12 protein-coding genes and 1 riboswitch are annotated in these 23,194 nt (G+C 65.3%); of the genes, 6 read left to right on the top strand and 6 right to left on the bottom strand.

Annotated elements, in window-relative coordinates:
• The first annotated feature begins 283 nt into the window (after positions 1-283).
• Complete coding sequence (locus GJ695_RS26510) at positions 284-898, top strand: helix-turn-helix domain-containing protein (RefSeq protein ID WP_154370128.1); 615 nt, start codon at positions 284-286, stop codon at positions 896-898.
• On the opposite strand, the gene GJ695_RS30540 is transcribed toward GJ695_RS26510, so the two are convergent.
• Positions 883-2,253 carry a sensor histidine kinase gene (locus GJ695_RS30540; RefSeq protein ID WP_154370127.1) on the bottom strand — a complete coding sequence of 457 codons (1,371 nt, stop codon included), beginning with the start codon at positions 2,251-2,253 and terminating at the stop codon, positions 883-885. The genes GJ695_RS26510 and GJ695_RS30540 overlap by 16 nt on opposite strands.
• Positions 2,254-2,420: 167 nt before the next feature.
• On the opposite strand from GJ695_RS30540, the gene GJ695_RS26500 reads away from it, so the two are divergent.
• Positions 2,421-2,834 carry an acyl-CoA thioesterase gene (locus GJ695_RS26500; protein ID WP_154370126.1) on the top strand — a complete coding sequence of 138 codons (414 nt, stop codon included), beginning with the start codon at positions 2,421-2,423 and terminating at the stop codon, positions 2,832-2,834.
• A 39-nt stretch (positions 2,835-2,873) separates the two neighbouring features.
• On the opposite strand, the gene GJ695_RS26495 is transcribed toward GJ695_RS26500, so the two are convergent.
• The 3 genes from GJ695_RS26495 to GJ695_RS26485 form a co-directional block, all read right to left on the bottom strand.
• Positions 2,874-4,679 carry a DUF885 domain-containing protein gene (locus tag GJ695_RS26495; RefSeq protein ID WP_154370125.1) on the bottom strand — a complete coding sequence of 602 codons (1,806 nt, stop codon included), beginning with the start codon at positions 4,677-4,679 and terminating at the stop codon, positions 2,874-2,876.
• 73 nt (positions 4,680-4,752) lie between these two features.
• On the bottom strand, positions 4,753-5,925 hold the full coding sequence (locus GJ695_RS26490) for an HPP family protein (RefSeq protein ID WP_154370124.1): 1,173 nt from the start codon (positions 5,923-5,925) through the stop codon (positions 4,753-4,755).
• Positions 5,926-5,954: 29 nt separating this feature from the next.
• Positions 5,955-6,449 carry an Lrp/AsnC family transcriptional regulator gene (locus GJ695_RS26485; protein WP_154370123.1) on the bottom strand — a complete coding sequence of 165 codons (495 nt, stop codon included), beginning with the start codon at positions 6,447-6,449 and terminating at the stop codon, positions 5,955-5,957.
• 99 nt (positions 6,450-6,548) lie between these two features.
• On the opposite strand from GJ695_RS26485, the gene GJ695_RS26480 reads away from it, so the two are divergent.
• Both GJ695_RS26480 and GJ695_RS26475 read left to right on the top strand, forming a co-directional pair.
• Positions 6,549-8,639: an aminotransferase class V-fold PLP-dependent enzyme gene (locus tag GJ695_RS26480; protein WP_154370122.1), complete on the top strand. Its 2,091-nt coding sequence runs from the start codon at positions 6,549-6,551 to the stop codon at positions 8,637-8,639.
• A 180-nt stretch (positions 8,640-8,819) separates the two neighbouring features.
• Entirely contained in the window at positions 8,820-17,534 is an 8,715-nt protein-coding gene (locus tag GJ695_RS26475) for a GH36-type glycosyl hydrolase domain-containing protein (protein WP_154370135.1), read from the top strand.
• On the opposite strand, the gene GJ695_RS26470 is transcribed toward GJ695_RS26475, so the two are convergent.
• Positions 17,502-18,077 (bottom strand): TMEM165/GDT1 family protein, encoded by a 576-nt coding sequence (locus tag GJ695_RS26470; protein ID WP_154370121.1) that lies wholly within the window; start codon positions 18,075-18,077, stop codon positions 17,502-17,504. The genes GJ695_RS26475 and GJ695_RS26470 overlap by 33 nt on opposite strands.
• Before the next feature lie 17 nt (positions 18,078-18,094).
• Positions 18,095-18,278: riboswitch (yybP-ykoY riboswitch) on the bottom strand.
• An 86-nt stretch (positions 18,279-18,364) separates the two neighbouring features.
• Between GJ695_RS26470 and GJ695_RS26465 the strand changes: the two genes are divergently transcribed.
• Complete coding sequence (locus tag GJ695_RS26465; protein WP_154370120.1) at positions 18,365-20,206, top strand: M1 family metallopeptidase; 1,842 nt, start codon at positions 18,365-18,367, stop codon at positions 20,204-20,206.
• Positions 20,203-21,825 carry a serine hydrolase gene (locus GJ695_RS26460; RefSeq protein WP_154370119.1) on the top strand — a complete coding sequence of 541 codons (1,623 nt, stop codon included), beginning with the start codon at positions 20,203-20,205 and terminating at the stop codon, positions 21,823-21,825. Before GJ695_RS26465 ends, GJ695_RS26460 begins: the two co-directional genes overlap by 4 nt.
• A gap of 3 nt (positions 21,826-21,828) precedes the next feature.
• Here the strand turns inward: GJ695_RS26460 and GJ695_RS26455 are convergent.
• Positions 21,829-23,194, bottom strand: a 1,366-nt coding sequence (locus tag GJ695_RS26455) for a GGDEF domain-containing protein (protein ID WP_154370118.1), incomplete at its 5' end; no start/stop codon positions are given.

Raw genomic sequence — 23,194 nt, 5'->3', positions numbered from 1 at the left:
TAAAATTATTTTGCTGAATATAACGCGCCAGTCAAAGCAAGCCAAGAGTGCCGCCGACACGAATTCGCAAATGGCGATGCAGGCCCGTGCGCCACGTTGCTCCGGACCGGTGGTGACCAGGATCGGTCTTCATGTGCGCCTCCTTGCGGTCTTCTCCAATATACTTCTTGCAGACCTTGCCCCCATCCCGCGCCTGGCTGCGTGGCCGACGCTGCGAACGCCCGCTGTGTATCCCCCTACTTTTACATGCCAGCAAATAGTTCGTTCATGCTAAGATTTGGCTATGATTGCTCAAGCCCTCTTCACTCCCGCCCAGCAGAAACTGCTGGGCTTGCTGTTTGTACGTGTCAATCAAGGATTCCACTTGAATGAGATCATGCGCTTGACCGGCTTGGGCAGCGCATCGGCGCAGCGCGAGTTGAAGCGGCTGCATGAGTCGGGCGTGATCGTGTCGGAGCGGATCGGCAATGTGCGGCGCTTCAAGCCGAACCAGGACTGCATCGTGTTCGGCGAATTGAGCGGCCTGGTCAAGAAAACCTTCGGCCTGGTCAGCGTGCTGAACTCGGCGCTGGCGCCGCTGCAGCATGTGCTGAACGTAGCCTTCGTCTACGGCGCCACCGCCAAGGAACAGGAAGGCATGGACACCGCCGTTGAATTATTGCTGATTGGCGATAATACGAGCTATGGCGAATTATTATCCCGCCTGCCGGTGGCCGAACGTTTATTACGTCGTAAAATTAATCCCAACCTGTATTCGATTCCCGATTTTAAACGCCGCCTGCGTGAACAACAGCCATTTATTCTGGAAGTTTTACGCGGTCAAAAGATTTATGTGCTGGGCGATGAACTGGATCTGGAAAAAGTCAGCGGTGAAGATTCTAATCAATTGGTCGGGTAATTAATCCAAAGCGGAAACGATAAACTAAACCGGGTATAAGCGCCGGCTTTTGATTCGCATTGAATCTTTCCGCCAAACGCAGTAATCACTTTCTGGCAAAACGCCAAACCGATACCCGTGCCGCCGGTACTGTAAAACGGTTCAAATACATGCGGCAATACATCGTCCGGAATACCCGAACCGGTATCCGTGAATAATAACTGGCGGTCCGCCAGCATAATCTCCACCTCGCCCCGCCCAGCCACCTTGATCGCGTGCAGCGCATTCTTGAACAGGTTGTACAGCACGTAAACCAGCAACACGTCCGAGCCGAAAAAGGTGAAGTCGTGGCTGTCGTGCACCCGCACCTTGTTGCGCATCGCCGTCTCGAACGGGTAGCTGGCCAGCGCCTCGTCGATACACTTCATGATGGAATGGTTGGCAAAATCGCCACGGTCGAGCGACCCGGCGCGCGCCGACGCCAGCATCATGTCGACGATAAAGTTGGAACGGCTGATCTCCGCCTGGATGTGCTGGTTCAGTCCACGCAGGTATTGCAGCTGGGCCGCCGGCAGCGTCGCCTTGACCTGACCGCTGTCGACCGCGCTCTGATAGCCCGCCAGCAACTCCGGCAGACAGTTGCCGAGAATGCGCGACTGGTTGCGGATGGTCGCCAGCGGCGTGCGCATCTCATGGGCAATGGTGGCCGCCACCTCCAGCGGATCGGCCAGCAGGTTGTGACGCACCATGGCCTGCGCGATCAGCCCCAGGCTGGTGGCGACAAACAGCACGCCGGGCGGATAGAACTGCACGCCGTAGTTGCACAGGTAATCCACCGCGGCAAAGAAATAGATCAGCAGGCTGACCAGACAATAGCGCAGCCGCGCCTTCTCGGTGGACACCGCCTGCCGCTGGCGCCGGTACAGCAGCCACAGCCCCCGTCCCACCACCAGCGCCGTTTGCAGCAAGTGCAGCGGATGCAGCGGTCCCGCCTTGGGGTAGTAGCCGAAAAAGTAGGGGTAGACGCCGCCAACCACCTGGTCGCTGGCCAGCAGCAGCACGCCCAGCAGCCCGGCCACGGCGTAGGAGACGGCGACCCAGCGCCGCTCGGCGTGCTGCGCCGTCAGTTCGGTGATGAAGTGGTATAGCGTGGTGGGCAGGAACAGGATCAGCAGGTAGCCGAGCTTGGCCAGCGACAGCGCCTCGTGCTCGTCGCGCATCTGGAACAGGATGGCCCAGGTGAATTGCCAGCAGAAAGTGGTCAGGCACAGCAGGAAGAACGTCAGGCTGATGCGGTTGACGCCGCGCGATTGCAGCACATACGCGCCGTAGCATAGAAAGAGCAGGGAGACCACGGCGGGCAAGAGGGAGTGCATGGCGCTGTTCCGGAAAAGTGGTCGGAAAAGCCAAGTATTGCGCGGGCAGAACCAGTCCGCTTGGATTTCGCAACAGCGTTTGCGGCAGATCAAACTTCCACCATGCCAACTCCCGCCTAGTGGGGTTGCCCGGTTGCCGGGTAACCACTCACTTAAGGAGCACCATCATGCTGATGCAAGTTTCCGCCCCCACCTTCACGCACGCGCTGACCATCTACCTGAAGGATTCCAACGCCTACGGCAATACCTACTTCGCGCGCTACTTCGAGTGGCAGGGCATCTGCCGCGAAAAGTGGTTCTACGAGTGCATCGCGAGCGACATGCTGCAGAAAGAGGGCGTGTTCATCACCAAGCACGCGGAGCAGGACTATTTGCAGGAAACTTTCCCATTCCAGGAGGTGTCTTGTGAATTGAACGCCTATGACATCAAGAAGTGCTCATTTTGGCTGGAGTTTCGCTTTTATGCGGGCGGCAAGCCGGTTTCGGTGGGGCGTCAGCAGATCGTCTTTGCCAATCACGCCAAACAGATCACCGCGCTGCCTGAGGCGGTGATCGCGCGCATCAAGCGCTACAGCAAATAAGGAGGGAAAAAGGCGGGCCGGGCGGCCCGCCCTGGGCGCTTACTGTTGCGAGGCGATCCAGCGGTCGACCTTGGCTTCCAGCAGCGCCAACGGCAGCGTGCCGTCGCTCAGCACCACCGCATGGAAGGCCGGCAGACTGAACTTGTCGCCCAGCGCCTTCTGCGCGCGGGCGCGCAGTTCCTGGATCTTCAGCGAACCGACCTTGTAGCCCAGCGCCTGCGCCGGCCACGCCATGTAGCGTTCGGTCTCGCTCTTGGCCACCACGTCATAGCCCAGCGTGTCCTTCATGTACTGGATGCTTTGCTCGCGGGTCCAGCCCTGCGCGTGCATGCCGGTGTCCACCACCAGGCGTACGGCGCGCAGCAGTTCGTCGTTCAGGTGGCCGAAGTACTGCGCCGGATCGTCGAACAGGCCCATTTCCTTGCCCAGCGTTTCCGCATACAGCGCCCAGCCTTCGGTGAAGGCGTTGTTGCCGCCGAACTTGCGGAAGTTCGGCAGGTTCAGTTCCTGCATCAGGGCGATGTGGAAGTGGTGGCCTGGCTTGCCTTCGTGCAGGAACAGCGTGGTCATGCCTGGGCTGCCGTACTTGGTTGGATCGTTGACCACCGACCAGAACACGCCCGGACGCGAACCGTCGCCGGCCGGCGCGGTGTAGTGGTCGGAAGCGGTGGCGCGGCTCAGTTCAGGTTCCAGGCGCAGGTCCAGCTTGGCTTTTGGCTGCAAGGTGAACATCAACGGCAGCTTGGTGTCCAGCACGTCGTTCAGCTTGTGATAGACGGCCTGGACTTCCTCTTCGGTTTTGAACGGGTAGAACTTCGGTTGCGCCGCCACCCATACCGGCAGACCGGCGGCCGGGCCGGTATAGCCCAGTTTCGGACCCAGCACTTCAAACTGGGCCTGGATGCGCGCGACTTCCTTCAGGCCGATGGCGTGAATTTCATCCGGTTTCAGCGTGGTTGTCGTCGCGTTGGCGACACGGGCCTGATACCAGGCGGCGCCGTCCGGCAGCGCGCCGAGGCCCGTCGAGGTGCGGCAGGCCGGGATGTATTCCTTCTCCACGAACATGGCCAGGCGTTTCAGCGACGGGATCACCTTGTCCGCGATGACCTTGCGGTAGGCGGCGGTCAGGCGCTGCTTGTCGGCGTCGGAGAAGCTGGCCGGCAGCTTGGTGACTGGCGTGTAGAAGATACTGCTCTCGGCGGTATCGCTGACCAGGTGCTGGAACTGCGGCAGCGCCGAGATCATGATGGCCTGCGGCTGCGTCACGCCTTTCTTGATGCCTTCACGCATATTGGCGATGGCCTGGTCGATCCACGCCGGCATTTGCGACACGCGGCTCAGGTAGGCATCGTATTCCTTGACGGTGCCGATCGGCTGCGACGCTTCGCCGCCCGCATAGTTGGCCAGCGTCACCGGCACGCTGTCCATCTGGTTGACTGGCAGCAGGTGTTCAGGGAAACGCTCCATGGCGATCAGGCCTTGCAGCTCATAGGCCAGGATGTCGTAGTTGATGCGGCCCTTGACGTCCAGCTGATACGGTTTGATGGCCTGCAGGCGCTTGGCGAAGCCGCGGTACAGCTTGAACTGCGCGGCGCGCTTGGCCGGCGCGATGCTCAGGCCCAGCTGGTCGTCGAAACGGTTGTCGCCGTTTTCGGTGGCGCCGATCGGCTCGAAGCGGGCAACCGCGTCATAGTATTCATTGGCAATCGCCAGCACGGCTTTGTCGGCCGAGGCGGCGACTTCAGCGCTGACCTTGCCGGCAGGCGCGGCGGCGGCAGGGCCGATGGACGCGAAGGCAAAGGCCACGGCGGCGGCGATGGGGAGGAGGGCGCGGCAATACGTCATAAAAGGTTCCTTGTCTGACAAAGTTGGCCGATAGCATAAGTCATTGCACCGGCCGGCAGGAACAAATTTTGTATCAGGCCGCCGCTTCCGCGAAACGACTTTCGTACAGCGCCGCCACCAGGTCGGATTGCGTGATGATGCCGACAAATCGCTGCTCGTTGTCGACAATCGGGATGTGATGAAAACCCGAGTCCGCCATCAGCGGCACCAGATCGACGATCGGCGTGTCGGTGCGCGCGGTGGTCGGATGCTGGGTCATGATCTGTCCGACCACCTCGGCCTTTTCCGTGTGGGTGACGCCGCTCTTGCGCAGGAAACGTTGCAGCTGCTGGCGGATGCTGCCGTAATCGTCCAGGCCGCCGTGTTCGAGGAAGTCGGTCTGCGTGACGATGCCGATCACGCGCCGCGCGCGGTTCAGCACCGGCAGCGCCGCCACGCGGTGTTCGCGCATCTGCTGCCACGCTTCGGCCAGCCCTGTGCCGAACTCGGCGCTGACGATATCGCGCGACATGATGTCGGCGCAGCTGATAATGCCGAAGCGGCGCTGGTAGGCGCGCTGCTCGGTCTGCATGAACAGCGATGCCAGATCGTCGCGGCTGATGTCCAGCACCTGGTTGTGCTGCAACAGCACGGCGTCCAGATCCTCGGGCTTGAAGCCCAGCCGCACGGTCGGCACCGCATCCCCGGTGGCGTGCGGATTGGGATGGGCGTTCTGCTGCGCGTGCGGGTAGCTGCGTCCGGTCAGGTTGTTATAGGTGACGGCCATCAGCACCAGCAGCACGGAATCGGCCAGCACCGTCATCAGCACGAATTCAAAGCCTGCCGCCTGCACCGCCGCGCCGCCGATCACCGTGGTCAGCGCCACCGCGCCGCCGGGCGGATGCAGGCAGCGCGCCAGGAACATGGCGGCAATCGCGCCGCCGCAGGCCAAGCCCGCCAGCAAGGGCAGCGGCAGACTGGCGCCCAGCCAGCGCACGCAGGCCGCGCCCACCAGGCCGCTGATGATGTTGCCGCCGATCACAGACCACGGCTGCGCCAGCGGGCTGGCCGGCAGCGCAAACAGCAGCACCGACGACGCGCCGATCGGCGCCACCAGGAAGGCGGACGCATGTGTATGTTGCAACAGCAGATGACTGACCAGGGCGGTCAGCATGATGCCCAACAAGGCGCCGATGGCGGCCCGCAATTGCTCGCGGCTGTTGGCGGTGGGGGCGCTGGGCAGCCAGCTTTGGAAGAAGGCGCGCATGTGTTTAAATCAAGTATTTGGAATGAGCATTATCTCATGGATGCACTCTCCTGGTGCGAGACCAGCCCCAGCGGCAGGGAGGTGGTGATCTTGATCTGTTCCATCGAGAACGCCGACGATACGCCCGTCAACTGCACGGATTTGATCAGCTTCTTGTAAAAGCGGTCATAGCCTTCGATATCGCTGGTGACCACCTTCAGCAGGTAATCGACGTCGCCGCTCATGCGGTGGAACTCCTGCACTTCCGGCAGCGCCGCCACCGCAGCGGCAAAGCGCGCAAACCATTTCTCGTCGTGCTGGGTGGTGCGCACGCTGACGAACACCGTAACCGGCAGGCCCACCTTGCGGCGGTTGATGATGGCGACGCGGTTCTCGATATAGCCGTCCTCTTCCAGCCGCCGCAGCCGTTTCCAGCATGGCGTGGAGGATAAGCCTACCTGCTCGCTAAGCTGGGCAACGGACAGCGTGCCATCCCGTTGCAGGGCGTCAAGGATGGCGTAGTCATAACGGTCAAGTTGATTCATTCTATTATCTTGGAAAAAGTAGGATGTATTACCTACATCTTATGCCTGGGCGTGGAAATTTGGTACGACTATTTCAGCATACTTGCGTAAGCTATACGGATGACTACTGAAATCTATCTCGACAGCAACGCCACCAGCATTGTCCTGCCCGCCGCCATCGCGGCCGCCACCGACGCCATGGGCCAGCGCTACGGCAATCCCAGCAGCACTCACGGCACCGGCCTCAAGGCGAAAGTGATCCTCGACGAGGCGCGCGCCTGCGCCGTGCGCCTGCTGGGCGTCGGCAATGGCCGCCTGATGTTCAACAGCGGCGCCACCGAGGGCATCCAGACCGCAGTGCTGTCGGCGCTGGTCGCCTTGCGCGAACGGCGCGACGCCGGCGAGCCCATCGGCACGCTGCTGGTCTACGGCGCCACCGAACACAAGGCCGTGCCGGAAAGCCTGGCGCACTGGAACCGCCTGCTGGGCCTGAACCTGACGCTGCACAAGCTGCCGGTCGACCACAACGGCGTCCACAGCCTGAAGGCGCTGCGCGACGTCGCACCGCAGGCGGCGATGGTGTGCACCATGGCCGCCAACAACGAAACCGGCGTCATCTCCGACCTGGCCGGCATCGAGGCGGTGCTGGCGGAAACCGGCAGCCAGGCGCTGTGGATGGTTGACTGCGTCCAGGCGCTGGGCAAGCTGAAGCTGGATCTGTCCTCTACCCGCATCGATTACGCGCCGTTCTCCGGCCATAAACTGTATGCGCCCAAAGGCATCGGCATGCTGTACGTGCGCGCCGGCACGCCGTTCACCGCCCTCATCATGGGCGGCGGCCAGGAAGCCGGCCAGCGTTCCGGCACGGAGAACATGGCCGGCATCGCCGCGCTGGGCGCCGTGCTGGCCGCGCTGGAGCGTGGCGACACCTTCCGCACCGCCGCGGAACTGAGCAGCTTCCGTGCCCGCCTGGCCGACAGCCTGCGCGCCGCGCTGCCGGGCGTGGTGTTCAACAATCCCTTCGACAAGGCGCTGCCGACCACGCTGAATTTCTCCGTGCCGGGCCTGTCGAGCCGCGAGCTGATGGATGTGTTCGACGCAGCGGAAGTGCGCGTCAGCGCCGGCAGCGCCTGTTCCTCGTCCAAGGCCGCGCCGAGTTATGTGCTGGATGCGATGGGACTGCCGCTGTGGCGCAGCGCCGGCGCCATCCGCATGTCGTTCGGCCCGCTGGCCGACGAAGCCACCATCGCCGCCGCCTGTGCGCGCATCGAGCGCTGCGGCGCCGCCTTGCGCGCCAGCTGCCTGATCCCGTCGGACCGCACCGCCGTGCCGCACGACGGCCTGCTGCAACTCGGCGTCGAAGGCGCGTGCAGCTGGATGGTGCTGGACGCCGCCAGCCGCAGCTGCATCGTCATCGATCCCTTGCCGGAGCACACCGCGCGCATCGAATCCTATGTGCGCTGCCAGAACTACCAGGTGCAGGCCGTGGTCAGCACCTTGCCCAACGCCGGCCGCGCCGTGCTGGTCGAGGCGCTGGGCCGTCACTTCAACCGCGCCGCCGATGCCGACGCCTATGGTTGGCCGGCCAACGCCATCAGCATCCAGCTCGACAACGGCGCCAGCGCCGGCGCCATCAGGCTCGGCGCGCAACTGCTGGCCTGCGTGCCATGCGGCACCGGCGACGAACTGCGCGCCTTCCTGCTTGGCGAGGCCGACGGCGGCAGCCTGCCGGCCGCAGCGGTGCGCTTTGCCTTCAGTGCGCGTCCGGCGCAGCAGGCGCTGGGCGCCATCAGCAACGGGCAAACGCTGCTGTGCCCAACCCGCGATGAACAGAATCAGTTTTGCACCAGCATGATGTCTGCACCAGCGGCAATCGTCGCTGCTGACGCGCAACTCGATAGCACCGCGCTGGACGCATTCCTGCAAGCCCATCCCGACGCGCGCCTGGTCGACGTGCGCGAACCCTATGAGTTTGCCGCCACCGTCGCACCGCTGCCGGCCGGCCGCATGGCGTTGAGCGTGCCGCTGAGTCGCCTGGCCGAGTACGCCAGCGAATGGCTGCGCGCCGAGCAGACGCCGCTGGTGTTCTTCTGCCGCAGCGGCAACCGCAGCATGAAGGCCGCGCTGTGTCTGCGCCGTCTCGGCCATCAGCACGCCTACAGCCTCAACGGTGGATTGGCGCTGGCGTCGCCGCTGCCGTTGGCGGCCTGAAATTTTTCTCTTCCTTTCGAAGGCCGCGCAAGCGGCCTTTTTCTTTGCTGACCTCGTTATGTACGTCAGCGTACAGTCACATGGCGTGCGCCCCCATACGATTCTCTGACACATAATTTCCAATTCGCAGAATTAGAAGCGAGGCCCACGTTGAACAAGTCCAATCCCCTGCTGCCTGAGATGACACTCGGCTTCCGCGAATCTCCAGCCGGCTCCCTGATGTCCGACGAGGACGACGAAGACCTGCCCTTGCGCGCGGAGCTGTTCAGCGCCGCGCAGATGGCGGCGCACGGCAAAACGCTGGCCCAGCATCATGAACTGAGCAAGCGCGGCGGCCGTGACCGGCTGTTGTCGCGGCTGGCGGAAAACGCCGCCGTCATCGATTCCACCTGTGACGAGCTGACCGCCGCCATCAAGGCCGGCCGCCAGATCACGCCCGCATCGGAATGGCTGCTGGACAACTTCTACCTGATCGAAGAGCAGATCCGCATTGCCCGCCGTCACTTGCCGAAGGACTACAGCAAGGAATTGCCGCGCCTGGGCAAGGGCGCGCCGGACGGCTGCCCGCGCGTCTACAAAATCGCATTGGAAATTATTTCGCATGGCGATGGCCGGGTCGATCCGGAATCGCTGTGCCGCTTTGTCGACGCCTACCAGGAAGTCGCCACGCTCAAGCTCGGCGAGCTGTGGGCGATTCCCATCATGCTGCGCCTGGCGCTGATCGAGAACCTGCGCCGCGTGGCTGCGCGCGTGGCTGAAAACCGCATCCAGCGCGACCTGGCCAACACCTGGGCCGACCAGATGACCGAGATCGCGGAAAAAAATCCGAGCGGCCTGATTCTGATGGTGGCCGACATGGCGCGCTCCAATCCGCCGATCACCAGCGCCTTCGTGGCCGAACTGGCGCGCCGGCTGCAAGGGCAAAGCCCGGCGCTGACGCTGGCGCTGACCTGGATCACGCACCGCCTGGCCGAATCGGGCCAGACCATCGAACAGCAGATCCAGGCCGAGATCCAGCAGCAGGCGGCCGAGCAGGTGTCGATCGCCAACAGCATCGGCAGCCTGCGCTTCCTCGGCACCATGGACTGGCAGGAGTTTGTCGAGACCATGAGCGTGGTCGAGCAGACGCTGCGCGAAGACCCGGCCGGCATCTACGGCAAAATGGAATTCGCCACCCGTGACCAATACCGGCACGCGATCGAAAAGATCGCCAAGCGCTCGCGCTTCAGCGAAGTGGAAGTGGCGCAGCAAGCCTTGCAGCTGGCGCTGGCGCATCACGGCAATGGCGACTCGCGCCATGGCCACGTCGGCTTCTACCTGATCGGCGGCGGCCTGGCCGCGCTGGAAAAACAGACCGGCATGCGCCGCCCATGGCTGGAGGCGATGCAGCAGACCTCGCGTGCCTCGCCGCTGACGTCCTACCTGGGCGCCATCGCCGCCATCGCGCTGGTGTCCACCGCGTTGCTGCTGGAACGCGCGTCCTACCACGGCGTGCACGGCTTCGTGCTGGTGGTGCTGGGCGTGCTGGCGCTGCTGGGCAGCAGCCAGCTGGCGCTGAACCTGGTGAACTGGGTCGCCACGCTGGTGACGCAACCGAATCCGCTGCCGCGCATGGATTTCAAGGACGGCATTCCGTCCGACGCGCGCGCCATCGTGGTGGTGCCGACGCTGGTCTACAGCAAGGAGAATATCGAGGAGCTGTTCGAGCAGATGGAAGTGCGCTTCCTGGCCAACCGCGATCCCAACCTGATGTTCTGCCTGCTGACCGACTTCGCCGACGCCAAGTCGGAGAAAATGCCGAACGACGATGCGCTGGTCGAGCAGATGAAACGCTGCTTCGCGCACCTGCAACACAAGTATGCCAACGACGCATCGTCGCACGCGCCGTTCCTGCTGCTGCACCGCCCGCGCATGTGGAATCCGCAGGAAGGCGTGTGGATGGGCTATGAACGCAAGCGCGGCAAGCTGGAAGACCTGAACCGCTTCCTGCGCGGCGGCGCGCGCGACAAGTTCTCGCTGGTGGTGGGCGACACCTCGGAGCTGGAGAGCATCCGCTACGTCATCACGCTCGATACCGACACCCAGCTGCCGCGCGATGCGGCGGCGCAGTTCATCGCCACCATGCAGCACCCGCTGAACCGTCCGCGCGTCGATGTCCAGCGCGGCCGCGTCACCGAAGGCTACGGCATCCTGCAACCGCGCGTGGCGGTGGCGCTGCCGAGCGAGAACGCTTCGCGCTACGAAAAAATGTGCGGCGGCGAGCCGGGCATCGATCCTTACACCCGCACCGTGTCGGACGTCTATCAGGACGTGTTCTTCGAAGGCTCCTTTATCGGCAAGGGCATCTACGACGTCGACGTGTTCGAGCAGGTGCTGGGTGGCCGCCTGCCTGAAAACAAAATCCTCAGCCACGATTTGCTGGAGGGCTGCTATGTGCGCGCCGGCCTGTTGAGCGACGCCCAGCTCTACGAAGAATATCCGGCCCAGTACAGCGACGACGTCAGCCGCCGCCAGCGCTGGATCCGCGGCGACTGGCAGCTGCTCGGCTGGCTGGCCGGCCGCGTACCGGGCCGCAGCGGCCGGCGCGAAAAGAATCCGCTGTCGCTGCTGTCGCGCTGGAAGCTGTTCGACAATCTGCGCCGCAGCCTGACCGCGCCGGCGCTGGTGCTGTCGCTGATCACCGCGTGGCGCTGGCTGCCCGACCCATGGCTGTGGACCGGCGCCGTGCTGACCGTGATCTTCCTGCCACCGCTGGTCAGCGTGGTGTACGACTTGTGCCGCCGTCCGCGCGACACCTTGTGGAGCCAGCATATCCGCGCCTCGGTGCGTCGTGGCGGCCTGCAGTTCTCGCACGCGATCCTGATGCTGGCCTTCCTGCCCTACGAAGCCTACTTCAGCATGGACGCCATCCTGCGCAGCCTGTGGCGTTCGCTGGTGTCGCACCGCAAACTGCTGGAATGGCGCGCTTCGGCACTGGCGCGCCAGGCCGACGGCACCGTCAGTACCTGGCGCACCATGTGGTTCGCGCCGGTGCTGGCGCTGTTCATCGGCGGCGCCTTGCTGGGCTGGCGTCCCGGCAGCCTGCCGGCCGCCGCGCTGTTCCTGCTGGCGTGGCTGGTGTCGCCCGCCATCGCCGACTGGATCAGCCGTCCGATCGAACGCAAGCATGCGCAGCTGACGCCGGAGCAGAACCAGTTCCTGAATAAACTGGCGCGCCGCACCTGGGCCTACTTCGAACGCTTCGTCAACCAGGAAGACAACTGGCTGCCGCCGGATAATATGCAGGAGCATCCGGTGCAGGTGGTGGCGCACCGCACCTCGCCGACCAATATCGGCATGGCGCTGCTGGCCAACCTGACCGCGACCGACTTCGGCTACATCACCGTCGGCCAGCTGATGGAACGCACCACCAATACGCTCAACAGCATGGACCAACTGGAACGCCATCAAGGCCACTTCTATAACTGGTACGACACGATTACCCTCAAGCCGCTGCACCCGATGTATGTCTCGACGGTGGACAGCGGCAACCTGGCCGGTCACTTGCTGACCTTGCAGCCCGGCCTGACCGGCCTGTATGACGAACCGGTGATCGGTCCGCAGATCGTCGACGGCATCGTCACCACCGCACGCGTGCTGGAAGAAACGCTGAACGACGCCGGCGCCGCCGGCAGCGCCGCCCCGGTGGCGGTCAGCGCCGACACCCTGATCGCCGCGCTGACGCCGGCGCCGGACGCCGGCAACCTGCAGCAGCTGCACGGCTGGCTGACGCGCGTCAGCGCCACGGCGGAAGTATTCCAGCCGCAGGCCGCCGCCCACAGCGAAGCCGGCGCGCACTGGGCCGACGCCCTGGTGCAGCAATGCCGCGCCGCGCTGGACGAACTGGCCGCCATGACGCCATGGGCCGCGCTGTCCGACGACGCCATCTTCGACACCAGCATGACCCGCATGCCGACCCTGCGCGAACTGGCCGCCCTGGCGCGCGCCACCGCCGGCATCGCCGTCAACGACCTGGCGCCGGATGAACGCGACCGCCAGCAACGCCTGGCAGAGCTGTTCGAGCAGGGCAGCAGCAACGCGCATGAACGCATGCGCGCGCTGGCCGACCTGGCGCAGCGCGCCTGCACCTTCGCCCAGATGGAGTATGGCTTCCTGTTCAACCAGACCACCAACCTGCTGGCCATCGGCTACAACGTCAGCGACCGCCGCCTGGATGCCAGCTATTACGATCTGCTGGCGTCGGAAGTGCGCCTGGCCAGCTTCGTCGCCATCGCCCAGGGCCAGCTGCCGCAGGAGCACTGGTTCGCGCTGGGCCGCCAGCTGTGCATCGTCGCCGGCAAGCCGGTGCTGCTGTCGTGGAGCGGCTCGATGTTCGAGTACCTGATGCCGCTGCTGGTGATGCCGAACTATCCAAGCACGCTGCTGGACCAGACCTACAATTCCGTGATCGACGCGCAGATCGACTACGGCAAGCAGCGCAACGTGCCGTGGGGGATTTCCGAATCCGGCTACAACACCGTCGACGCCAGTTTGAATTACCAGTACCGCGCCTTCGGCGTGCCGGGCCTGGGGCTGAAGCGCGGCCTGGCCGACGATCTGGTGATCGCGCCTTACGCCAGCATGATGGGCCTGATGGTGCAGCCGGAAGCCTCGTGCGCCAATCTGCAGAAGATGGCGGAGCTGGGCTATATGGGCCGCTACGGTTTCTACGAAGCGATCGACTACACGCCATCGCGCCTGCCGCGCGGCCAGAGCGCGGCGGTGATCCGCTCGTTCATGGTCCACCACCAGGGCATGGGCTTCCTGTCGCTCAGCTACCTGCTGCACGACCGTCCGATGCAGCGCCGCTTCGAGTCCGATCCGCTGCTGCAATCGACGCTGCTGGTGCTGCAGGAACGCAGCCCGCAGGCCGGCGCCTTCTACTCCAACACCACCGAGATGGCGGCCATCCGCACCACCGCGCCGGACCAGTCGGCGCCGATGCGCGTGCTGACCCAGCATTCGACGCCGGTGCCGGAAACCCAGCTGCTGTCGAACGGCCGCTATCACGTCATGGTCACCAACTCCGGCGGCAGCTACAGCCGCTGGAAAGACCTGGCCGTGACGCGCTGGCGCGAAGACAGCACCCGCGACAACTGGGGCAACTTCTGCTACGTGCGCGACGTGGACGACGGCGAGTTCTGGTCCACCACCTTCCAGCCAACGCTGGTCGATCCGCGCAAGCACGAGGTGATCTTCTCCGAAGGCCGCGCCGAGTTCCGCCGCAGCGACCGTCACATCGATCTGTACACCGAAATCGTGGTGTCGCCGGAGGACGATATCGAATTGCGCCGCACCCGCATCACCAACAAGTCCGACCGCGTGCGCACCATCGAGGTGACCAGCTACGCCGAGGTGGTCATGGCGCCGGCGGCGGCCGACAACGCCCACCCGGCCTTCAGCAAGCTATTCGTGCAGACCGAAATCCTGCGCGACGAAAACGCCATCCTGTGCACGCGCCGTCCGCGCGGCGCGACCGAGGTGATGCCGTGGATGATGCATTCGATGATGGTGCACGACGCACCGGTGGTGAACGTTTCCTACGAAACCGACCGCTCGCGCTTCATCGGCCGCGGCAACACGATGGCGGCGCCAAGCGCCATGCTGGATGACGGTCCGCTCAGCGGCGGCGAAGGTTCGGTGCTCGATCCGGTGGTGGCGATCCGCTACACCATCACGCTCAAACCCGACCAGTTCGCGACGGTGGATATCGTCACCGGCATGACCGAGCAGCGCGACGTGGCGCTGCACCTGATCGACAAATACCAGGACCGCCATCTGGCCGACCGCGTGTTCGAACTGGCGTGGACCCACAGCCAGGTGGTGCTGCGCCAGCTGAACGCCAGCGAAGCGGACGGCCAGTTGTTCGGCCGCCTGGCCAACTCGGTGATCTACCCGAACGCCGGCCTGCGCGCCGACGCCTCGACGCTGATCAAGAACCAGCGCGGCCAGTCCGGCCTGTGGGCGTATGCGATTTCCGGCGACCTGCCGATCGTGCTGATGCAGATCAAGGACCCGTCCAACATCGAACTGGCGCGCCAGATGGTGCAGGCGCACGCCTACTGGCGCCTGAAAGGGCTGGTGGTGGACCTGGTGATCTGGTACGAAGACCAGTCGGGCTACCGCCAGGCGCTGCACGACCAGATCATGGGCCTGATCGCCTCCGGCATCGACGCCCAGGCCATCGACCGTCCGGGCGGCATCTTCGTGCGCCTGATGGATCAGATCCCGAACGAGGACCGGGTGCTGATGCAGTCGGTGGCGCGCGTCATCATCAGCGATGCGCGCGGCACGCTGTCCGAGCAGATCAAGCGTCCGGCGCCGCCGACCATGCGCATGCCGCCGCTGCTGGCGGACAATCGCGGCGAGTATGCGGACGCCGGCCCGGTCACGCATCCGGCGCGCGGCCTGGTGCTGGAAAACGGCATCGGCGGCTTCACGCCGGACGGCCGCGAATACGTCATCACCACCAGCGATACGCAGCGCACGCCGGCGCCGTGGTCCAACGTGCTGGCCAATCCGCAGTTCGGCACCGTGATCTCGGAAAGCGGCCAGGCCTATACCTGGCACGAGAACGCGCACGAATACCGCATCACGCCGTGGCACAACGACCCGGTCAGCGATGCCAGCGGCGAGGCGTTCTATCTGCGCGATGAGCAGAGCGGCCAGTTCTGGTCGCCGACCGCCTTGCCGGCGCGCGGCAACGGCGCCTACATCACGCGCCACGGCTTCGGCTACAGCGTGTTCGAACACACGGAGGCCGGCATCCACAGCGAGATGACCACCTTCGTCGCGGTCGACGCGCCGATCAAGTACACCGTGCTGAAAGTGCGCAACGACTCGGCGGTGCAGCGCCGCCTGTCGGCCTTCGGCTATGTCGAGTGGGTGCTGGGCGACATGCGCTCCAAGTCGGGCATGCACATCATCACCGAGACCGATCCGGTCAGCGGCGCCATGTTCGCCAAGAACCCGTACAACACGGAGTTCAGCGGCCGCGTGGCCTTCTTCAACTGCGACGCCGCGCTGCGCACCGTCACCGGCGACCGCACCGAGTTCATGGGCCGCAACGGCAGCCTGGCGGCGCCGGCCGCGCTGCGCCGCTCGCGCCTGTCGGGCAAGATCGGCGCCGGGCTGGATGCCTGCGCCGCGATCCAGGCGCCGTTCGACCTGCTGCCGGGCCAGGAACGCGAGATCGTGTTCGTGCTGGGTGTGGCCGGCCGCCGCAACGCCGACGCCAGCAGCCTGGTACAGAAACACCGCAGCGCCGGCGCCGCGCAGGAAGCGCTGGCCGCCGTCCACGCGCAGTGGGAGAAAACCCTGGGCGCCGTGCGCATCGAAACGCCGGAGCCGGAACTGGACGTCATCGCCAACGGCTGGCTGATGTACCAGACCATCGCCTGCCGCATCTGGGCCCGCAGCGGCTACTACCAGTCCGGCGGCGCCTTCGGCTTCCGCGACCAGCTACAGGACGCGATGGCCACCATCCACACGCAACCGCAGCTGCTGCGCGACCAGTTGATGCTGTGCGCCGCCCACCAGTTCCTGGAAGGCGACGTGCAGCACTGGTGGCATCCACCGTCGGACCGCGGCGTGCGCACGCACTGCTCGGACGATTACCTGTGGCTGCCGCTGGGCGCCTGGCGCTATGTCTCGTCAACCGGCGACCTGAGCATCCTCGATGAAACCGCGCCTTACCTGGAAGGGCGCGCGGTCAAGCAGGAAGAAGATTCCTACTACGACATGCCGGCCCGCTCCAGCGAGCATGGCACGCTGTATGAACACTGCCAGCGCGCCATCCGCAACGGCCTGCGGTTCGGCCAGCACGGCCTGCCGCTGATCGGTTCCTGCGACTGGAACGACGGCATGGACAAGGTGGGCGAGCACGGCAAGGGCGAGAGCGTGTGGCTGGCGTTCTTCCTGTGCGAAGTGCTGAAGCGCTTTGCCGAGGTGGCAGACCTGCGCAACGACGCGGAGTTCGCCGCCGAGTGCCGCGAGCAGGCGCGCCGCATCGCCGCCAACGTCGAGCAGAACGCCTGGGACGGCGAATGGTATCGCCGCGCCTACTTCGACGACGGCACGCCGCTCGGTTCGCACACCAACGAGGAATGCCAGATTGATTCGATTTCGCAGAGCTGGGGCGTGCTGTCCGGCTCCGCCGATCCGGTGCGGGTGCGCGGCGCGATGGAGCAGGTCAATCAGCGCCTGGTGCGCCGCGACTCGGGCATCATCCAGCTGCTCGACCCGCCGTTCGACAAGGCCGGACCGAATCCCGGCTACATCCGTGGCTACGTGCCGGGCGTGCGCGAGAACGGCGGCCAGTACACCCACGCCGCCATCTGGACCGCGATGGCCTTCGCCCGCCTCGGCGAGACGGAACGGGCCTGGGAGCTGGCGCGCATGATCAATCCGGTCATGCACGGCCGTACGCCGGAAGACACGGCGATCTACAAGGTGGAGCCGTATGTGGTGACGGCCGACGTGTACGCGGTGGCGCCGCACATCGGGCGCGGCGGCTGGAGCTGGTACACCGGCTCCTCGGGCTGGATGTACCGCCTGATCCTGGAGTCGCTGCTGGGGCTGACGCGCACCGCGCATCACCTGAAGCTGGAACCGCGCATGCCGGAAGGCTGGACCACCTTCACGCTGACGTATCGCTACGCCAGCGCGAGCTATGTGATCCGGGTGGTGCAGGGCGACGACGATGCGGCGCTGCTGACGGTGGACGGCGTGCCGCAGCATGACCAGATGGTGGAGCTGCGCGACAGCGGCAGCACCCACCAGGTGGAACTGCTGCTGCCGCGCGCCTCCGGTGCGGCCTTGTCGTCAGACGCCCAGGCTGGCGCCGGCGCCAAGTAAGGTGGCCACGCCCAGCGCCGCGAAGATCAGCGCGGCGATGCCGTGCACCAGCTTGAGCGAGACGCGGTTGGCGATCCTGTCGCCGAAGTAGACCGCCGGCACGTTGGCCAGCATCATGCCCAGCGTGGTGCCGCACACCACGGCGGTCAGGCTGTGGTAGCGGGCCGCCAGGGCCACGGTGGCGACCTGCGTCTTGTCGCCCATCTCCGCCATGAAGAAGGCGATCAGCGTGGTGAGGAACACGCCGTATTTCGCCAGCTGCGCGTCTTCTTCATCCAGCTTGTCCGGGATCAGCGTCCATGCCGCCATGGCCAGGAACGACGCGCCCAGCACCCAACGCAGCAGGTCCGGTCCCATCAGGCTGGTGATCCAGGTTCCGATGGCGGCGGCGAAGGCGTGGTTGGCGATGGTGGCGACGAAGATCGCGGCAACAATGGGCAGGGGACGGCGGAACCTGGCGGCGAGGACGAACGCGAGGAGCTGGGTTTTGTCGCCGATTTCCGCAAGGGCGACGATGCCGGTAGAGACGAAGAAAGCTTCCATGATGTGTGAAGTACGCGGGCCGGAACGGTTAACCAATGACCCAGGCGCGACTCCGGCCCATCATGGCCGCACCTCGATCATGGTCTCGCCAAGCCTGTGCTGTTTGCACGGCCACCTGCGCCACGGTCTGCGGACCGATTATGTTGACACAGGTTCTTGCGCCGGGGCGGCGCAAGCCGACTACTCCCCACTAACGGCAGGGATTTTACCACAGCGGCCAACACATGCCAGAAACAACCCTATGGTATTCTGCTCCGCGCTGAAGATAACATTGAAAGTACCGCCACATGATCAAGAAGACCATTTCCGCGCTCGTGCTGACCGCATGCCTGTCCCTGTCCGCCCATGCCGATCCGTTGAGCTACGCCCGTTATGACCAGGTGCGCACCACCGACCTGTATCTGGACCTGAAAGCAGACTTCAGCCACAAGATCCTGTCCGGCTACGCCGAGCTGTCGCTGAACTGGATCGACAAGTCGGCCCGCACGCTGGTGCTCGACACCAATGAACTGAATATCGCCAAGGTGCAGGTGCTGGCCGCCAATGGCCGCTGGACCGCCGTCTCCTTCATGCTCGACAAGCTGGACGTGGAGAAGGGCCGCGCGCTGCGCATCGCCCTGCCGTTCCAGCCGCAGAAGGTGCGCGTCTATTACCGCACCGCGCCGTCGGCCACCGCGCTGCAATGGCTGACGCCTGAACAGACCATGTCCGGCAAGCGTCCGTTCATGTTCAGCCAGTCGGAGGAAATCAACGCCCGCTCGTGGGCGCCGGTGCAGGACACGCCGGCGGTGCGCTTCACCTACAGCGCCCGCATCGAGGCGCCGTCCGGCATGCGCGTGGTGATGAGCGCCGAGAACGACCAGCAGGCCACCGGCGCCGGCGGCTGGAAGTTCAAGATGACGCAGCCGATTCCATCCTACCTGCTGGCGATCGCCATCGGCGAGATCGACGTGCGCAACGTCGGTCCGCGTTCGGCGGTGTACGCCGAGCCGCAGCGCATCGACGCCGCCGCCAGCGAAATGGCCGACACCGAGAAGATGATCGCCGCCGCCGAAAGCCTGTACGGCCCGTATCGCTGGGAGCGTTACGACATGATCGTGCTGCCGCCGTCGTTCCCGATCGGCGGCATGGAAAATCCGCGCCTGACCTTCGTCACGCCAACCATGATCGCCGGCGACAAGAGCCTGGTCGACCTGATCGCGCATGAACTGGCGCACTCCTGGTCCGGCAACCTGGTCACCAACGCCTCGTGGAAGCACTTCTGGCTCAACGAAGGCTTCACCACCTACGTCACCACCCGCATCGTCGAAAAGCTGTACGGCGAAGAAGTGGCCGAGATGAACCTGCAGGTGGAGCAGGAAGAAGCGATGGCGTCGCTGGCGCACATCACGCCGGCCAAGCAGGCCCTGGTCTCGCGCGATCCGGACACCAGCTCCGCCACCTACACCGACGGCGGCCTGGTCTACCCGAAAGGCGCATGGCTGCTGCGCACGCTGGAACAGCGCGCCGGCCGCGACGTGTTCGATCCCTTCCTGCGCGGCTGGTTCGACCAGCATGCCTTCCAGTCGGCGACCACCGGTGAATTTGTCGACTACCTGAAGAAAAACCTGCTGGACGCCCATCCGGAAATCATGTCGCAGTCGGAGCTGGATGAATGGCTGTATGGTCCCGGCATTCCGGCCACCGCCAAGCACGCGGCCTCGCCGCGCCTGGCCGCGCTCGATGCGCTGCGCACCACGTGGCTGAAAGGCGAAACGCCGACCGCCGACCTGCCGGCCAAGAACTGGATCGCGCTGGAGTGGATGCACTTCCTGAACGACATCGACGGCAAGGCCAGCGCCGCGCAGATGCAGGAGCTGGACCAGACCTTCGGCCTGGGTAAAACCGGCAACAACGAAATCGCCTACCGCTTCTTCCTGGCGTCGGTACACGCCGGCTACAACGTGCGCGAACCGCTCAACAAATTCCTGATGAGCGTGGGCCGCCAGAAGTTCGTGGTGCCGCTGTACACCGCGCTGCTGAAGAACCCCAACGAGAAAGACTGGGCGAAAGGCGTGTACGCCAAGGCGCGTTCGCACTATCATCCGGTTACCCAAACTTCGGTCGACAAAGCCTTTAAAAAACAATGAAAACTGTTCGTACTTTTGCCGCCGCCGCGATGACGCTGGCGGTGTGGGGCGCGCTGGCCGGCGCGCCCGTGATGGCGGCGCCGGCGGCCACCGCCGATGTCGCCAGCCGCGCGCTGCCGTCGTTCAGCGATGACGTCAACCGCGCATTGAAAACCTTCGACGTGCCGGGCATGGCCATCGCCATCGTCGCCGACGGCAAGGTGCTGGAGGCCAGGGGCTACGGCGTGCGCAAGCTGGGCGACCCGACGCCGGTGGACGGCAAGACGCTGTTCGAAGTGGCGTCCAATTCCAAGGCCTTCACCGCCGCCACGCTGGCGATGCTGGTCGACGAGGGCAAGCTGGCCTGGGATGATCCGGTCACCAGGCACCTGCCGGGCTTCCAGATGTACGACTCCTACGTCACCGGCCAGATGACGGTGCGCGACCTGCTGACGCACCGCAGCGGCCTGGGCCTGGGCGCCGGCGACCTGCTGTGGTGGCCGAGCACCAATTTCAGCACCGACGACATCATCGAGCGGCTGCGCTACGTCAAGCCGGCCACCAGCTTCCGCGCCAGCTACGCGTATGACAACCTGCTGTACATCGTGGCCGGCAAGATCATCGCCGAGAAGACCGGCAAGCCATGGGGCGCGGCGGTGCAGGAGCGCATCCTGACGCCGCTGGGCATGAGCGGCACCAGGACCAGCGTGACCGACATGCTGGCCACCAGCGACTACTCGGCGCCGCACAGCAAGATCCGCGACAAGATCTCGGTGGTGAAGCCGATGCCGGTGCCGAACGCGGTGGGCGCGGTGGGCATCAACACCAACGCCGAGGACATCGCGCGCTGGATGAACCTGCTGCTCAACCAGGGCAAGATGGAAGACGGCAAGCAGCTGTTCAGCAGCAAGCAGGCGGCCGAGCTGTGGAGCGAGCAGACGCCGATGCGCATCCGCGATCCGAAGCCGGCGCTGGCGGCGACCAAGCCGAACTTCCTGGCCTATGGCCTGGGCTTCCAGCTGCGCGACTACAAGGGCTACAAGGTCGCCATGCACGGCGGCGCGCTGCAAGGGTTCTATTCGACGGTGCTGATGGTGCCGGAGAAGAAGTTCGGCATCGCCATCCTGACCAACGCGGAAAACAGCGCGGCCATGGCGTCGCTGTACTACACCATCCTGGACCAGGTGCTGGAGGCGCCGACCAAAACCGACTGGATCAAGGTCTACGCCGAGCAGGAAGCGGCCATGCACAAGGAAGAGCTGGAACGCCAGGGCAAGGAGCACACCGCGCGCGCGGCCGCCTCCAAGCCTTCGCTGCCGCTGGCGTCCTACGACGGCGAGTATGAAGACGCCTGGTACGGCAAGGCCAGCATCCGCGCGGAGGGCGGCAAGCGCATCCTGCGTTTCGAGCGCACGCCGGACCTGAGCGGAGAACTGGAGCACTTCCAGCACGACACCTTCATCGTGCGCTGGAAGGAACGCAACTTCAACGCCGACGCCTACGTGACCTTCGCGCTGAATCCGGACGGCAGCATCGAGCGCATGAAGATGGCGCCGATCTCCACCGAGACGGACTTCAGCTACGACTTCCGCGACCTGTCGTTCACGCCGGTGAAACCGCCGATGGCCGAGAAGAAGTAAGCCTCAGCCGGCGCTCTCCACGCGGTTGCGGCCCTTGCGCTTGGCGCGGTACAGCGCCAGGTCGGCCGCATGCAGCAGATCGTCCAGCGCCGCCGCCGGGCCGGTGGCGCTGGCCACGCCGAAGCTGGCGGTCACGCGCAGCACCTGGCCGTCGGCCATCGTCAGCGGCTCGCGCGCGATCAGCTCGCGCAGCCGCTCGGCCAGCGCGCACGCCTGTTCGTGGCTGCAGTGCGCCGGCATCACCACAAACTCCTCACCGCCATGGCGCGCGACGATCTCGCCGTCGCGCAGCGCGTCGCGGATCACCGCCGCCACCCGGATCAGCACCTGGTCGCCGGCCTCGTGGCCATGCGAGTCGTTGACCGACTTGAAGTGGTCGATGTCGAACAGCAGCACCGCCAGCGTTTCCTTGCTCTGCTGTGCGCGGTGCAGCCGCTGGTTGCCGGCGGTGGTGAAGGCGCGCCGGTTCAGGATGCCGGTCAGGTAGTCGGTGTTGGCGCGCGAGCGCAGTTCGTCGATCAGGCTTTGCCGTTCCAGCTCCAACTGCTGGCGCTCGATGCTGTTGTTGCGCAGCGTCGACAGCGCGCGCAGCATGTCGCCGATTTCGTCGGCGCGCTGCGAGCCGCCGGGGTCGCGCGAGTAGTCGCCATTGCCGAGGCGGATCACCGCGCGCGTGGCGCGCAGCAGCGGCACCACGACGCGGCGCCGCACGATCAGCAGCAGCAGCGTCAGCGCCAGCAGGATGGCGGCGCCGGACAGCACGGCGATCCACAGCTCGCGCCGCGCCAGTTCGTGGTCGCTGTGCGCCTGCGTCTGCGCTTCCTTCAGCAGCTCGTCGCGCAGCGTCAGGATCGGCGCCATGGTCGGCACGTAGCGCTGCGCCAGCTGGCCGGTGTCCATGTCGTAGGGGCGGCCGGCGCGGCTGGCCTGTTCGATGGCGGCCACCAGCCGCAGGCCGTCGCCGAAATAGATCGTGTCCACGCGCTGCGCCACCGGCGCCAGGTCGGGCGGATTGTCTTCTCCCGGCGCCTGCATCTGCTGGCGCAATTGCGCCAGGCGGCCGCGCAGCGTTTGCAGCAGCGCGTGCTCGTCCTGCGTCAGCGGCTGGCGCGTCGCCAGCGGCGCGGTCAGCACCGAGCCGAGACGACCCGCATATTCGCGCAGCTCGACCGCGTAGCGCGCCTTGATCAGCGTGCGCGCGATGCGCGGATAGGCGCGCTCGGCATCGAGCGTGTAGCCGGCGGCGGCGTCCAGGGCCAATGGCACCAGCGCGAACATCTGGTCGATCACCTGCTTGAGCCGCTCGGGCGTGCGCGCGGCCGGCGGCAGCCCGGCCAGCTGGTCGACGGCGGCGCGCGCGGCGTCCAGC

This window comes from Duganella alba (assembly GCF_009674495.1).
Taxonomy (GTDB): Bacteria; Pseudomonadota; Gammaproteobacteria; order Burkholderiales; family Burkholderiaceae_D; genus Rugamonas; species Rugamonas alba.
The sequence above is the reverse complement of the archived record's forward strand: the minus strand, read 5'-3'. Positions and strand labels throughout refer to the sequence as shown.